A 14,747-nucleotide genomic window follows, 5' to 3' on the forward strand; every position below is an offset into this window, starting at 1 on the left:
ATATAATAATCTGCGGCTTCACATTACAATTTAATTTTTCCATATTCATCTTTTTGTCATCAATTTTTCTCTATTCTTTATTTCAACCCAGCCATTTTGCTCAAAAATAAAACACTCATTACATTAAACTGCCTAAAAAAATGCATCTTGCCCATCAAAAATGGTGCATCTCAATAAAAGATTTGATACAACTGTAAGATTCGATTGATTCTGCCGATCTCTTCTATTGAAATTTACCAACGCATATTTTTTGTGAACAAATTGACAAAATTTGCAATATGCATTTCATTAAGAGATAGGTACATTCTAATTATTCACTGCAAATAAAGGTGCTCTATGCCAGGCGAAGAGGTCAGCCAAGCCAAGCGACAGCTCAAACTTATTATCGATGCCTATTTAAAAGTTGAGGATGTCGAGCGTGTGCTTGCTGCCTGTGATTTTGCCGATTTGGCACATACGGGCATTACCCGTAAAAGTGGAGAGCCTTATGTACTGCACCCTATTGCAGTATGCTGTATTTTAGCGCACATGCGGTTGGATGCAGAAACCTTGATGGCTGCGTTATTACACGATGTCATTGAAGATACGGAATATACTAAAGATGATGTAGCGGAGCGTTTTGGGCGTACCGTTTCAGATCTGGTTGATGGGGTGACTAAACTTACCCATTCAAGCGATAAACAATTTAATAAAGCAGCTTCTTTTCGTAAAATTTTACAAGCTACCTTACAAGATCCACGTGTCATTATTATCAAGCTAGCAGATCGCTATCATAATATGACCACGTTAGATGCCCTGCGCCCAGATAAACGCGCACGAATCGCACAAGAAACGCTCGATATTTTTGTACCTATGGCGCGTATTGTCGGTATGAATGAAATGGCGGATAACCTTGAATTGTTGTGTTATCAGAATCTAGATTTGGATATGTACAATAATGTACAAACAGCATTACTTGAAAGTAAACCCAAACGCTGTGAGTATCAGACTCAATGGGAAAAGCATTTAGCTGATTTACTTCTGGCCTACCAGTTAAATGGTCGAATTAAAAAGAAAAACAATAATATTGAATTATTACGTCATTTTGTGAAAAATGAAATTGATTTGCATGAACTGACGCATAGCCATGCCTTTGAAATTATTTTACATAGCATTGCCGATTGTGATCGTTTGGTTGAAGCGTTAAGGGAAAATTTCAAAGTATTACATTACGAAGATCATATTCGACGTCCACTTCCAGGTGGTAATCAATCTTTATTGATGAAACTCAAAGGTGAAAATACTACGCTGTCCTTAACTATTCAAACTGAGCTCATGCGTAAAGCAGCGCGTTTTGGTGTGGTACTTGGTGAAAATGCCCCACAGGCTTGCCGATCAGCAATTCAGGCTTCCATGCAGAATTTAAATACCCTGATTGATGATGCCTGCGCCAAAACTACATTTAATGATTTGTTGGATTATCTTCATCAGGAAAAGATCTGGGTGTACACACCACACGGTCACTTGCACGAATTACCACAAGGCGCAACCGTTGTTGATTTTGCCTATGCTGCCAGCTTATTTCTTGGCAATCATGCCGTAGGTGCCAAAGTTGATGGTGAAATTCGCCCCCTTTCTACTCCATTAACCAGTGGTCAGGTAGTCGAAGTTATTACCGATGTTTTAGCCACACCTAATCCAGATTGGTTAAGTTTTATTAATACTCAAAAGGCACGCCGCGCCTTGCAAAATATTTTGCGTGATCAAGACATTGAGGAACAGCGCTTAGTTGGACAACAAGCTTTGAACCGTGCCTTAAAACTATTTAACCGATCCATCAATGATTTATCTGAATCGGACTGGCTTGATTTATTACAATGGCGTCATGTTGAGACCCAAAACGCTTTATTTGAACAGATAGCGGTAGGAGATCTGTTACCGCAACTGGTCGCTAATCATTTATATGTGCAACAAGATACAGCGCCCGTTGAAACACATGAATCCGATAGGTTAATTCAGGGAACTGAAGGGATTGATGTCAAATATGCGCATTGCTGCAATCCTGTTTTAGGTGATCCTATTCAAGGCCATTTGTCACGTCGCGGGCTCATTGTACATCGTGCACGATGTCATAATTTACTGCATGAACAGCATTTACATCCAGAAAATATTATGCCATTACACTGGCAATCCGATGATCTGGAAGATGTCAGCTTTAATGCATATTTATGTGTAGAATTGGCGATGGATGATGAACAAGTCTCTGAGTTAATCTATTTATGTCGTAAATCGCATATCGGAGTAGAGCAAGTTTATCCTAATGCTGATTCTACCTATGCCAATATTGTAGTTAATAATCGAAAGCAAATTGCGCAAATCATCCGAGATTTACGCATGCAATTCAATTTCCCCCGTATTTCTCGCCTCGCTCTTCCCCCTTCGATTATGGAAAGCTCTCAAGCCAGTTAAAGCCCTCATTGCTTGAGTCAAACAGAATGAATTAATTCTGGATAATTCATGGATCGACCTTTTGTCCAGCCGCTGCATGGATTATGATGGGGAATAGTTTAGATTGAGGAAAAATCAATGACCCGTCAAGTGATCCATACTGAAAATGCACCTGCTGCGATTGGAACCTATTCTCAGGCAATTTTAGTGGACAACACGCTTTATTTATCGGGTCAAATTGGTTTAGACCCTTATAGCATGGAGCTTGTTGAAGGCATTGAAGCGCAAATCCGCCGAGTATTTGATAATTTAAAAGCAGTCTGTGAAGCAGCTGGTGGAACACTAGCGGATATCGCGAAATTAAATATTTTCTTGACTGATTTATCTAATTTTCAGTTAGTGAACCAAATTATGGGTGAGTATTTTGCTCAGCCCTATCCTGCACGTGCGGCCTTAGGAGTAGCAAGTTTACCAAAAGGTGCTTTGGTAGAGATGGATGGTATCGTGATTATCAACTCATAATTAGATAAATAGATTAATTTATAATCGATACCACCTATTAGGTGGTATTTTTTCATTTAAAATGGCAATGATCAAAACCCTCTTTTTAAATGAATTTCATTGACAAACGATAATAATTATCAATAATATCAGTTATCCCATTTCATAATGCGAATAAGTCTGATGTACGTGTGTTTATGTCGCGGTATTACCGATCAAGATATTAAAGATGCTGTTGCAAACGGTGCTGAAAGCTATCGTGAAATTCGTGATTTATTAGATTTGGGTACATGTTGCGGACGTTGCGCGCCAGAGGCCCGCAATATTATTAGTGATGAACTTGCTGAAATTGCTGCACGCATTTCAGTTGCTGCTTAAATTCTATTTTAAACATAATTATAACAATATCATCATGATCCCCAGATCATATTCTCCTCCCCGCTTGTGACTCTAAGCGGGTTTTATTTTTTCTCAATTTTATATTTAGTTGTTTTTGATTGCGATTTTCATTTGCTGTTCCATAAATTACTCGCTTGAACCCAAAATCTTGATTAAACTTAGCTTAAAAGATGGCCTTGAATCTTACTGTCGGGTCAAAACTTGTTTTGGGAGTCAGCACAATGAAAGGCAATCGTGAAGTTATCAATCAACTCAATCAGGTGCTTTATCATCATTTAACCGCCATTAATCAATATTTTTTGCATTCACGTATGTGTAATGACTGGGGCATTGAAAAATTAGGCTCAAGCGAATATAAAGAATCGATCCGTCAAATGAAACATGCCGATAAAATTATTGAGCGTATTTTATTTTTAGAAGGTCTTCCAAATTTGCAACATCTTGGCAAACTTTATATCGGTCAACATACTGCAGAAGTTTTAAAGTGCGATGTACGTAAGGTAAAAGAAAACATTGAAGTCGAAAAGAAAACGATTGAAGTATGTGAACAGGCTCAGGATTATGTCTCTCGTGATTTAGTTCGTGAAATTCTGGAAAAAGAAGAAGAATTTTGGGATTGGACCGAAACACAAATTGACTTAATTGAAGATGTAGGTATCGAAAACTATATTCAAAGTCAGGTTTGATTCATTTACATTGATTCTTTAAAAAACAGAAAAAGGCAACTATTGATTATTTGCCTTTTTTACTGTGTAGCTGCGGTTACATCTTGTTCTAAAGTTTGCGCGTTTTGACTTTTGATTTTTTCAATGTCTGCATTCAGCCGTAATACATCTTGATAGAGTGTATTAAATTGTTTGACTTGACTACTTTCATAGAATGAGATTTTACCTTGTTGTTTTTGCCAACGATGATTTTTGAGTAACTCAAACATTTGTTCTGCTTTATTATAAATTTGTTGCTCCAGATTAAATAATGCGTACTCCTTAGGTTGTTCCTGTTTTTGACTTAATTTTTGTAACAGAGTGGCTTTCATTTGAGGATTAATGGATAAACTACGTGCCTGATTGAAGAAATGCCGTTGTAATTCACTTGTGTCCTGTAAATAATTGGTTTCAATCATTTTAACATTAGCTAGCATTTGTGAGGTTTCTGCATAATTTTTCTGCCGATCTTGGTCAAGTCGATCAACATCTAGAAATTTATCCCATTGAGCGGCTTTTAGCTCTCGTAAATATAGATTTCTGGCTTCGGCATTTTCCATCCAATAATTCAACAAAAATTCGGACACGATTTTATAATCGCCATACAGTCGTTTATCATGCACATCCAGATGGATCGGTTTTTCCCAGTTTTGAGCCTGATCGTAAAGCTGCTGCATTTTTTCAGACATCACGACATCAAACATTTTTTGGTTATAAGCATCGTCGCGCTGATACTGTGAGTTTTTATAAAACCAGAAGACACATGCCACTAACAGAATGATTAGAACCAAACCCGTCATTAAACGGCGCATTTGCATATGCAGCTCCTTTATTTATTTGTTATTTTGTTTTATTGCTATTGGTCAGGTGAATTCTCAACATTACCAAACTCTTGGCTTGATTGCATAACTTGTAATGCTGTATTGCAGTTTTTGTACTTTAAACTGCGTTTGCTCACCCCTATTATAAAGTTATTATCCATATTTGAGTATAAAGCATGCGTGTAGATATCTGGTCAGATGTAGTCTGTCCATTTTGTTATATTGGAAAAAAACGTCTAGAACACGTAGCAGAGCAGGCAGGTATCGAATTAGAGGTACATTGGCATAGTTTCGAACTTGATCCTCATTCGCCTGCAAAACATGATATGTCAAATACTGAACGTCTGGCGATTAAATATGGTCGTACTTTTGAGCAAATGCAAGAAATGGAACGTAATATTGCAGAGATGGCAGCCACTGAGGGGATTGACTTCCAATGGCAGCAAGCCAAATCTGGTAATAGTTTTAACGCACACCGAATTATTCATCTGGCGCAAAGTAAAGGCTTAGGTGATCAAGCCGAAGAAGCCTTCTTTCATGCGTATATGACTGAAGGCCTTGCCATTGGCGAACGTGAGGTGGTCGAGGAAATTGCGTCTCGTATTGGACTAGACCATGCAGAAGTTGAGTTTGTACTTAACAGTGATGAATTAGCTGATTTTGTACGCCATGATGAAAAAATTGCACATGAACAGCTCAATATTAGTGGTGTTCCTTTTTTTGTTTTTGATCAAAAACTGGCTTTATCGGGTGCACAGCCACGTGAAGTCTTTTTACAAGCTTTACAACAAGCACAAGAGCAAAATCAGGAAGGGCCTATTTCACCCTCTACAGCACTATGTAATGATGATAGCTGTGAATTCCCATCCAAGTAAAATATGATTTTTTCTGTCTAGGGTTATTTTGCAATGCTGCGTTGCAAAAATAGACTATGCTACAAAATGATTAAATTATAAAATTCAGCCTAGAAAATGCGCTGTAATTTCTTATTTTAATGCTCATCAGCCCAATACTATTGATGAGTATTATTCAGTTTATCCCCCCCGCTTAAGGGGGATTTTTTATAATTCTAATTCAATCTGATAAATTTTACGTTTTGCTACGGTTTTAAGTCGTGGCACAATCGGACGCACATTGGTAATCTCCCATGCCCAATAGCCTGCTTCCCAATGATTTGCACAAGCAACTCCAAATTCGTTTTCAGACCACGGATGCACAGCAATAATATCAATCATGGCAATGGCTTCTCCGGCCTGTTCATCACCATTTTGATAAAGAAACTGCGTATTTTGTACGATCACTAAATCTCGTAAGGGCAATTGTTCAGGCTGCCATGAACGGATTTCCAGTTTTTTGAGTCCTGATACGATCCGTTCACAACCAGATGCAACAATCGACAAAGCTTTAAATTTCTTCAAAAGTACTAACTTCCCCATGTCTACTATTTTATAAAACTTTAAACATTCGACAAACCATAAAATAGCTTAATTCATTTTATAGGTATCCTTCTTCACTGAAGTCATTAAACTTGCAACCAAAATGTCAAGGTTGTTACTAAACTCAGTTTTTTATTAACAGCTCTGCCACAAAAGCAGGCCAAATCTATGTTTAGATAATTTCAATGACTCGTTCGACTCAATTCAGGTCATGGATATTGCAACCTAAATAAGAGGAAATGAAAATGGCAACTGATCAAAATCCTAATATATTAGATACTGCCAACACTTCAACAGTAAATGAGCAGGAATCCGCAAAGAAATCCCGTTTTTCTCCGACTGTCAAAGGTGTTGTTATTGGTGCTGTGGCAGGCAGTATTTTGCCTGTGTTCGGTACATTTAGTGGCGCGCTAATTGGCGGTATTGCAGGTAAACTTTACTCCCGTCGCTGTCAACAAACCCATGCTTCGGCCTAATCAAAACTGATGTGAATAACTTTAATCACTGAATTATTCTAATGTCATAAAAACTCTCCGCTTGTGGGGAGTTTTTATATGGGTCTAGTTTAATTCATTCAATTTAGATTAAACTGCTCCTTTGCAACTATTCTTCATCTGTCTCAGTATGTGCAACAAATAATGAAAGCTTATTTAGCATTGGCTCTGGCTATTATATTTGAAGTGATTGCCACTTCATTACTGCCGCATACCAAAGGTTTCACTCACGCTCTTTATACTACAATCATGGCTATTTGTTATGTATGTGCATTTTATCTATTGAGTATTGTTGTCAAAACCTTACCCGTAGGGATCGCTTATGCTATTTGGGCCGGTTTAGGTATTGTGCTGGTCGCAGCGATTAACTTTGTCGTTCTCAAACAAAAATTGGATTTGCCCGCGTTATTGGGCATTTTTCTTATTATTGCTGGGGTAATGATCATTAATTTATTTTCTAAATCGGTCAGTCATTAAGATAGTTGCATAAATCGGGTCTTCATATACAAAATAATACTCTACATCCTTAAAATTACTTAATTTTGTTGCGAAGACTTGATTTTCTTTCGTAAATCAACAAAAGTGATCACATAAATGAGATAATAATGAATGTATAGCCAATATGATGAAATTAAACCATTTTAATTTAGGTTCTCGCGTTGTATATTTCTTGCTATGTATGGGGGGAATAAGTTCGCTTTCAGCCAATACAGAAACTGTCGACACAAGTGCAGAGCAACCTTCTGGCCAAGCTCCTTCTTTAGTTCTACCTTCTGATCCTAATATTCCTCCGACATCTGTGGCCTATGCGGTAAAATTACATCAACTAAATCCTCCGCATGATAAAAATTTGCTGGATCTCATTCCTGAATGGGTTGATGCCACGCCTACAATTTTACCGCCAGAATCAAACACTTTAATTGTGCCACCTACGGCAGAAACTAAAAATAGAACCTGGGTCGATCGTAAACAAAGCCAAATTAGTCAGTGGGCAGACCGCACCTCGGGAAAAATTGATCATTGGTTTGGAGATGTGGATGCTAAAAAACCAGCTGATGCTACTTTAAGGGTTATGTTGGATAATTATTGGGATGAATATAATGGCTATGAGATTAAGCCACGTATTCGAGGAAAAATTAAACTTCCAACACTCGAAAGACGTTTTAGTGTGGTCTTTGGGGATGACTCGTTAGATGATGAGTTCGATAATAATATCGCCAATACCAATGTCGATCCGAATGGCGATAAAAAAAGACTTGATTCACGCCAAACGCGTGATAATAACGGTTCACTCGCATTGCGTTGGTCTGATTTTTCCAAACGTTTACCCTTTGAAACAGATGCCGATCTGGGGATTCGTTCAGGTGATGATATTTATGTCCGTTTAAAAGCCAAACGTGTCTGGCCTCTACGCAACGATTTTTCTTTTTATGCTGAGCAAATTTATCGCTATGGCATCGACAGTAAAAACTACTTAAGAACTAATTTGGAACTCACCCATGCACGTCCAAATGAGGCTTTTTTGTCCAATCAATTTAGTCTGACTTATGCTGATGATCAAGACGATGATCTTTGGTGGGAAAATCGTTTATTTAGACAACATCAATTTTTTGCAAATAACCGTTTTAACTACGGTTTGTATACCGGTGGTTATTATAATAACAGTGATTTACGTTTAAATAGCTGGGGGCCTTTTATGTCGTGGCGTCAACAACTCTGGCGTGAATGGTTTTATGTACAGGGAGATCTAAATTATTTTAATGATCATCGTGAAGATCGTAGCCATTATGTGAGTACTTTTGTACGTTTAGAAGCATTGTTCTAGATCATAAGATGCATTCAGCGCGTGTCATGTTTTATAATGATAGGCGCTGTACCTAGCCAAATCAAAACTTAAATAAAAAATTAAGATTGATTTTATACTCTGCCCAGATTCATTATTTTTATTGCATATTCTCCTATGAAGCGATGTCCTATCGTTCATTTCCAGCTCGCAATCATCTTAAGTGTATGCAGTGTTTATGCTGTATGGACAGTGATCCATTCGTTGTCAAAGCCCTACTCCTCTCAGCTTCACCCCGTTTATTCGGGTCAAAATAAGTTATCGGAATCGACATGTACGGAATCAGAGCAATCGTCGAGTCAAGAATTATTAAGTGTTTTTGGCAATGATTCTTTATGGGCAAGGACTTTACAGCAACAACCTCAAGCCGTAAAAAAATTTGGACAAAGCCATAAGGGTAAAAGTAAAAAAAATAAAGTGAGTAATCCTGATCCAATTAGCGCTAGCATTAGTACCATTACCAGTTTGTTGCCATTTTCTAATGACGTAAATTTAGGTTCAAATTCAAATAGTGATGTATATGTTCAGTTTTTAGCAAAAAAAAATTGGGTGCTCCGACATGATATCAGTATCGACACTCAACAGTTGTTTCGCTATGGCTCAACGAGTAAAAATTATTCTGAAACAACGCTCAATCTGAATCAAAAATTACAAGACAATACTCTATTTTCCAATCAATTCAGTCTAAACAAAAGCCAAGATGAAGAATACTATTGGGCCAATCGAACCTTCCAACAATATCAATTTTTAAAAAATCATCGCCTGATTTATGGGATTTACAGCAGCGGCGTTTATGATCAAGAGAAAAAGGATTGGGAATTGCAGCTTTGGGGCCCTTATCTTTCATGGCGTCGGCCCTTATGGCGTGACTGGATTTTTATAGATAATCAGATTTCTTATTATCATGATCTCACTACAACTGATAAGGAACTTCAGCATGTGTTTAGTACTACGCTACAACTTGAAGCAAATTTTTAATGCGGGAACAACATCGTAAGACCCGTAAACTTGTGGATAAGTTTGACTTTACCCACAATAATTAAAAACTATAAAAAAACCCCGACCGTAGTCAGGGTTATACAAATGAATTTACTTCAACAATAAATTATTAATTCGTTTGACATAAGCCGCCGGATCTTCTGGTAAACCACCTTCAGCGATAACTGCCTGATCAAAAATCACGTTGGCTAGATCATCAAATTGTGCTGAATCTTCCAATTTTTTTACCAAAGGATGCTCTGGGTTAATCTCAAGAATCGGTTTTATTTCAGGTACTTCCTGCCCTGCCTGCTTTAACATACGAATCAATTGAGGAGATAACTCACCTTCTGACGTCACTAAACACGCAGGAGAGTCAACCAAACGTGTAGTCACACGAACTTCTTTAGTTTTCTCTTTCAGTGATTCACCTAGTTTTTCAACCACTGGTTTGAATTGCTCAGCTGCTTGTTCTAGCGCTTTTTTCTCTTCAGAATCTTGCAGGTCACCTAGATCCACTGCCCCTTTCGAGACATTCTGTAGTGGTGTTCCATCAAATTCATGGACAAAATTCATCGCCCATTCATCGACACGTTCTGCCATGAGCAGAACCTCAATTCCCTTTTTCTTGAACAACTCAAGTTGTGGTGAATTTTTAGCAGCATTCAGACTATCAGCAGTCACATAATAAATGGCCTTTTGCCCTTCTTTCATGCGAGCTTTGTAATCTGCCAGTGAGGTGCTAATTTCATCATGATTTGAAGTCGCATAGCGTAAAAGCTTCAAAATACGCTCACGGTTACCCACATCCTCGCCTAGCCCTTCTTTAAGCACTGCTCCAAATTCGCTATAGAACGTTTTAAATTTTTGCTGATCTTTTTCATCTTCCGATTTTGCTAAACCATCAAGAAGCGTTAATACACGACGAGCATTGCCCTCACGAATGGTTTTAACATCACGACTTTCCTGCAACAGCTCACGACTAACATTTAACGGTAAATCTGCACTGTCCACCACACCCTGCACAAAACGTAAATAATTTGGAATCAGGTTATCCGCATCATCCATGATAAAAATACGTTTCACATATAATTTGATCCCTGCTTTTGCCTCGCGAGTAAAAATGTCATGGGGTGCTTTGGCTGGAATATATAAAAGCTGAGTGTATTCAGTACTGCCTTCAACGCGATTATGTGCCCAAGCCAAAGGTGCATCAAAATCATGAGTCAGATTCTTATAAAATTCGATGTACTGTTCTTCTGAAATTTCATTTTTGTTGCGAGTCCAAAGCGCGCTGGCAGAATTAATCGTTTCCCATTCTTCGGTTTTCACCATCTTGCCACTTGCTGCTTTCTCTTCACCCTCTAAAGCTTCATCTTCTTGCCACACTTCTTTTTGCATTTGAATAGGCAAACTAATGTGATCTGAATATTTATTAATAATTTGTTTAACTTTATAGCTTTCCAAATATTCCAATGCATCATCACGTAAATGCAAAATAATATCTGTACCACGTGAAGCCTTGCTAATTTGTTCAACTTCAAATTCGCCCGTACCGCCACTTATCCAGCGAACCCCTTCCTCTGCTGGAAGTCCAGCACGGCGTGATTCAACCGTAATTTTATCTGCAACAATAAATCCAGAGTAAAAACCAACACCAAACTGACCGATCAATTGAGCATCTGACTTTTGATCACCTGTTAATTTGGACATAAAATCTTTAGTGCCTGATTTTGCAATGGTACCCAGATTATCGATAGCTTCTTGCTGATCTAAACCAATACCATTATCAGAAATCGTAATGGTTTTATTTTCTTTATCCAGACGGACACGCACATGTAAATCTGGATCATTTTCATAAAATTCTGGATGATTAATACCTTCAAAGCGTAATTTATCACACGCGTCTGAAGCATTTGAAATCAATTCACGTAGAAAAATTTCTGGATTTGAATACAGTGAATGGGTCACTAAATGTAAAAGTTGGGCAACTTCTGCCTGAAAACTATAGTTCTGTGAAATTTTTTGTTCGCTCATCACTCACTCCTAAAATACAATTTATCGTAACGTATTCTTTGATGCTCTATGTATTGGAGTGAGTGATACGTTTTTCAATAGCAAAACCTAAGATTTTTATCTCGATCAAAAAGGACCTTGCGTTAAAATTCGATTTTGGACAATATCATCCAGATGCTTTTGGCGCTCACTATAACACTGGGCAATACAACTCACATTGGCCCGACAACTATCCCGTTGTTTTAACCATTGGTATTGTGCACCTTTTTCAGCATCGCGTCCTCCCATGGGTAGAGCATGAATCACTATATTATATGTTGTGACCATCCTAACATCTGCATCATTTAAATTTCTGTTCTGACAAACTGCTTTTTCAGTTACTGTCTTTGCCTTATCACAAGAAAAGCTTGCAGCATGCGTTAAATTGAAACCACCAATCAGCAATACACTTCCTAATAGCACGATTTTTAAATCTTTCATGGAAATTCTCTTTTTAGATTACTCATTAAACTTTAAAGATTTTATTGCTCCACAACGTAAATTTTTGCCATTTTATGTACATCATGGGTCACAATAAAAAAAAGCCTCACAGTTTCCTGTCAGGCTTATCATGCCGATGATCACATTATTATTATTTCTGTCATTTTTATTTTTATCTCTATGATTATTATCAAGTGTATATACATTTAAAAGCACGACTGTATGAAGAAATTTTCTTCATTACTCATACCTTAGAATTTATAACTATAACCAAGCGTATAGATAACAGGATCAATGTCTAGATCAAATGTACCCAAGTTATTGACTAATCGAACTTCTGGACTTAACTCAGCGTATCGAACATCAAAGTAAACACCCCAATTTTTTGCATCAGCAGGTTGAAAAGTAAAACCTATTTGTCCTGCAACGCCATAATCATTCTTGACTTTATCAGCTACACCAGATTCATCCCAAGGAATAAATGCCGTTGCGCCAATACCAATATAAGGAGTAAAACGAGTTGCATTTTTAAAGTTATATTTCGCAGTAATCGTTGGTGGTAAATGTTTTACTTTGGCGACCTTATTACCATCTAATAAAACGTCATGATTGATGGGAGTAGCAAGAAGTAACTCAGCTGAGAATGGGGAATCACCAAAAAAATATTCAACAGACGGTGTGAAAGCGAATTCATCATCTGCTTTGACTGTGCCTAATGCAGTTAGAGTATCACTTGATGGGGCAATATAACTTGCACCAACCTTAACCTGCCAATCACCCGCAAAAACAGAAGAAGACAACCCCAATAATGCAATAACAACAGTTTGTTTCAACATTTTTATTACCTCTTAATATCTTATAATCATCATAATATTATATATATATTAAATGCAACACAGATTATAAACACAATCTTCATATTATTTATAAGATCATGATATATAGGTTTATTTATTTTAAATCAAAGTATTTTAGTATGTTTTTTAAATAATCAATTAAATAAAAATAAATCCGATTAAATTAATATGATTTAATACCAACAAAAACAGTATACTTAATATCATAAAACCTCATATATAATTATTACTATAAAAATAACCTATTTTTATAATCGTTTAATTTATCAATTTTTATATTATTTAATTTATTTAAATACGTTTTAAAGTATGCCTGTCCCATGCTGGACTTAGCTTCAATGCCCCATCATTTCAGCTTTTTTATAAATAAAATGTGAAGATTAAGTGTAGCTCCGATACAATACGCACAAGAATTGGAGTAATCGATGTCACAGAATTCTTCTTTAAAGCGTGGACTAAATACACGCCATATCCGTTTTTTAGCTTTAGGCTCCGCAATTGGCACAGGGCTATTTTATGGTTCAGCCTCGGCCATCAAATTGGCAGGACCAGCCGTGCTGATGGCTTATGTGATTGCAGGTATTGCGATCTATATTGTCATGCGTGCGCTCGGTGAAATGGCCGTACACAACCCTGTTTCAGATTCGTTTAGTCGTTATGCTTCAGATTATGTAAGTCCATTAGCAGGTTTCACGACAGGCTGGACCTATGTTTTTGAAATGGTTATTGTCGCCATTGCAGATGTAACCGCTTTCGGGATCTATATGGGGTTCTGGTTTCCTGATGTTCCACGCTGGACTTGGATCCTCTCACTAATCTTCTTTTTGGGCGGGATTAACCTAATCCATGTAAAAATTTATGGTGAACTTGAGTTCTGGTTATCGATTATTAAGGTCAGTGCGATCATTGCAATGATTTGCGGTGGCTTTGGGATCATGTTCTACGGTTTACATGTACCTCAAACAACCTTTACTCCAGGTATTTCTAATTTATGGGAGCATGGCGGTTTCATGCCCAATGGGATAATGGGCGTAATTGCGTGTTTCTCGGTCGTGGTCTTTGCATTTGGGGGAATTGAAATCATTGGCATTACTGCAGGTGAAACAGAAAACCCCAAAACTGCCATTCCACGTGCCATTAATGCCGTTCCGATTCGGATTATTCTTTTTTATGTATTAACTATTTTTGTATTAATGTCGATTTTCCCGTGGAATCAAATTGGTACTCAAGGAAGTCCTTTTGTTCAGATTTTTGAAAGTCTAGGCATCAAATCAGCAGCAGCTGTGCTGAATATTGTGGTCATTACCGCAGCAATTTCGGCCATCAATAGTGATGTATTTGGTGCAGGTCGTATGATGTACGGTATGGCACTAAAAGGGCAAGCTCCTGAAGTTTTCCGCAAAACGTCCAAATATGGTGTGCCGTGGATGACCGTTGTGGTGATGGCGGGTGTCTTATTAGTGGGTGTGGTTTTAAATTACCTAATTCCAGAAAATGTATTTGAAATTATTGCTTCTATTGCGACTTTCGCAACAGTTTATGTTTGGCTGATGATTTTATTATCACATTTTGGTATGCGTAAAAAAATGTCTGCACAACAGATTAAACAGCTTGATTTCCCGATGATTGGTTGGCCTGTTGCTCCTGCGCTTGCCACTGCGTTTATGATCTTCGTAATCGCTGTAATTGGTTATTTTCCAGATACTCGACCTGCACTATATGTGGGCATCTTCTGGTTAATTTTATTGACTGTTGCCTATAAAGTCTGGGTCAAACCTAAAATCTGATCTA

15 protein-coding genes are annotated in these 14,747 nt (G+C 37.5%); 10 read left to right on the forward strand and 5 right to left on the reverse strand.

From position 1 onward, the window contains the following. Window positions 1–336 precede the first annotated feature (336 nt). The 4 genes from IAE19_RS14030 (at window position 337) to bfr (ending at window position 4,013) form a co-directional block, all read left to right on the forward strand. Complete coding sequence (locus IAE19_RS14030) at window positions 337–2,448, forward strand: RelA/SpoT family protein (protein WP_200461530.1); 2,112 nt, start codon at window positions 337–339, stop codon at window positions 2,446–2,448. A 117-nt stretch (window positions 2,449–2,565) separates the two neighbouring features. Beyond that, window positions 2,566–2,949: a RidA family protein gene (locus tag IAE19_RS14035; RefSeq protein ID WP_200461531.1), complete on the forward strand. Its 384-nt coding sequence runs from the start codon at window positions 2,566–2,568 to the stop codon at window positions 2,947–2,949. A 162-nt stretch (window positions 2,950–3,111) separates the two neighbouring features. Continuing rightward, window positions 3,112–3,306, forward strand: coding sequence for a bacterioferritin-associated ferredoxin (locus IAE19_RS14040; protein WP_004683388.1), 195 nt, complete (start codon window positions 3,112–3,114; stop codon window positions 3,304–3,306). Between the two features lie 242 nt (window positions 3,307–3,548). Continuing rightward, the gene (gene bfr, locus IAE19_RS14045) at window positions 3,549–4,013 is read left to right on the forward strand and encodes a heteropolymeric bacterioferritin subunit Bfr (RefSeq protein ID WP_200461532.1); all 465 of its coding nucleotides are present in this window, start codon (window positions 3,549–3,551) and stop codon (window positions 4,011–4,013) included. Between the two features lie 59 nt (window positions 4,014–4,072). Here bfr and IAE19_RS14050 read toward each other — a convergent pair whose 3' ends face one another. After that, on the reverse strand, window positions 4,073–4,843 hold the full coding sequence (locus tag IAE19_RS14050) for a hypothetical protein (protein ID WP_227612270.1): 771 nt from the start codon (window positions 4,841–4,843) through the stop codon (window positions 4,073–4,075). A 185-nt stretch (window positions 4,844–5,028) separates the two neighbouring features. Here IAE19_RS14050 and IAE19_RS14055 point away from each other — a divergent pair, with 185 nt between their 5' ends. Continuing rightward, on the forward strand, window positions 5,029–5,727 hold the full coding sequence (locus IAE19_RS14055) for a DsbA family oxidoreductase (protein ID WP_200461534.1): 699 nt from the start codon (window positions 5,029–5,031) through the stop codon (window positions 5,725–5,727). A gap of 186 nt (window positions 5,728–5,913) precedes the next feature. Here the strand turns inward: IAE19_RS14055 and IAE19_RS14060 are convergent, their stop codons facing one another. After that, the gene (locus tag IAE19_RS14060) at window positions 5,914–6,288 is read right to left on the reverse strand and encodes an ASCH domain-containing protein (protein WP_200461535.1); all 375 of its coding nucleotides are present in this window, start codon (window positions 6,286–6,288) and stop codon (window positions 5,914–5,916) included. A gap of 245 nt (window positions 6,289–6,533) precedes the next feature. On the opposite strand from IAE19_RS14060, the gene IAE19_RS14065 reads away from it, so the two are divergent. From IAE19_RS14065 to IAE19_RS14080, 4 genes are all read left to right on the forward strand, one after another. After that, entirely contained in the window at window positions 6,534–6,764 is a 231-nt protein-coding gene (locus IAE19_RS14065; protein ID WP_200461536.1) for a glycine zipper domain-containing protein, read from the forward strand. A gap of 162 nt (window positions 6,765–6,926) precedes the next feature. Then, window positions 6,927–7,259, forward strand: coding sequence for a DMT family transporter (locus IAE19_RS14070; RefSeq protein ID WP_200461537.1), 333 nt, complete (start codon window positions 6,927–6,929; stop codon window positions 7,257–7,259). A 322-nt stretch (window positions 7,260–7,581) separates the two neighbouring features. Further along, window positions 7,582–8,607, forward strand: coding sequence for a hypothetical protein (locus IAE19_RS14075; protein WP_413784504.1), 1,026 nt, complete (start codon window positions 7,582–7,584; stop codon window positions 8,605–8,607). Between the two features lie 135 nt (window positions 8,608–8,742). Continuing rightward, on the forward strand, window positions 8,743–9,603 hold the full coding sequence (locus tag IAE19_RS14080) for a selenocysteine synthase (RefSeq protein WP_200461539.1): 861 nt from the start codon (window positions 8,743–8,745) through the stop codon (window positions 9,601–9,603). Window positions 9,604–9,714: 111 nt separating this feature from the next. On the opposite strand, the gene htpG is transcribed toward IAE19_RS14080, so the two are convergent. The 3 genes from htpG to IAE19_RS14095 form a co-directional block, all read right to left on the reverse strand. Next, complete coding sequence (gene htpG, locus IAE19_RS14085) at window positions 9,715–11,640, reverse strand: molecular chaperone HtpG (RefSeq protein WP_200461540.1); 1,926 nt, start codon at window positions 11,638–11,640, stop codon at window positions 9,715–9,717. 105 nt (window positions 11,641–11,745) lie between these two features. Further along, window positions 11,746–12,099 (reverse strand): lysozyme inhibitor LprI family protein, encoded by a 354-nt coding sequence (locus IAE19_RS14090; RefSeq protein WP_200461541.1) that lies wholly within the window; start codon window positions 12,097–12,099, stop codon window positions 11,746–11,748. A gap of 251 nt (window positions 12,100–12,350) precedes the next feature. Continuing rightward, complete coding sequence (locus IAE19_RS14095; protein WP_200461542.1) at window positions 12,351–12,935, reverse strand: OmpW/AlkL family protein; 585 nt, start codon at window positions 12,933–12,935, stop codon at window positions 12,351–12,353. Between the two features lie 446 nt (window positions 12,936–13,381). On the opposite strand from IAE19_RS14095, the gene IAE19_RS14100 reads away from it, so the two are divergent. Continuing rightward, window positions 13,382–14,743: an amino acid permease gene (locus IAE19_RS14100; RefSeq protein WP_200461543.1), complete on the forward strand. Its 1,362-nt coding sequence runs from the start codon at window positions 13,382–13,384 to the stop codon at window positions 14,741–14,743. The last annotated feature ends 4 nt before the right edge of the window (window positions 14,744–14,747 follow it).

The sequence above is a fragment of the Acinetobacter sp. S40 genome (genome assembly GCF_016624705.1).
Lineage (GTDB): Bacteria > Pseudomonadota > Gammaproteobacteria > Pseudomonadales > Moraxellaceae > Acinetobacter.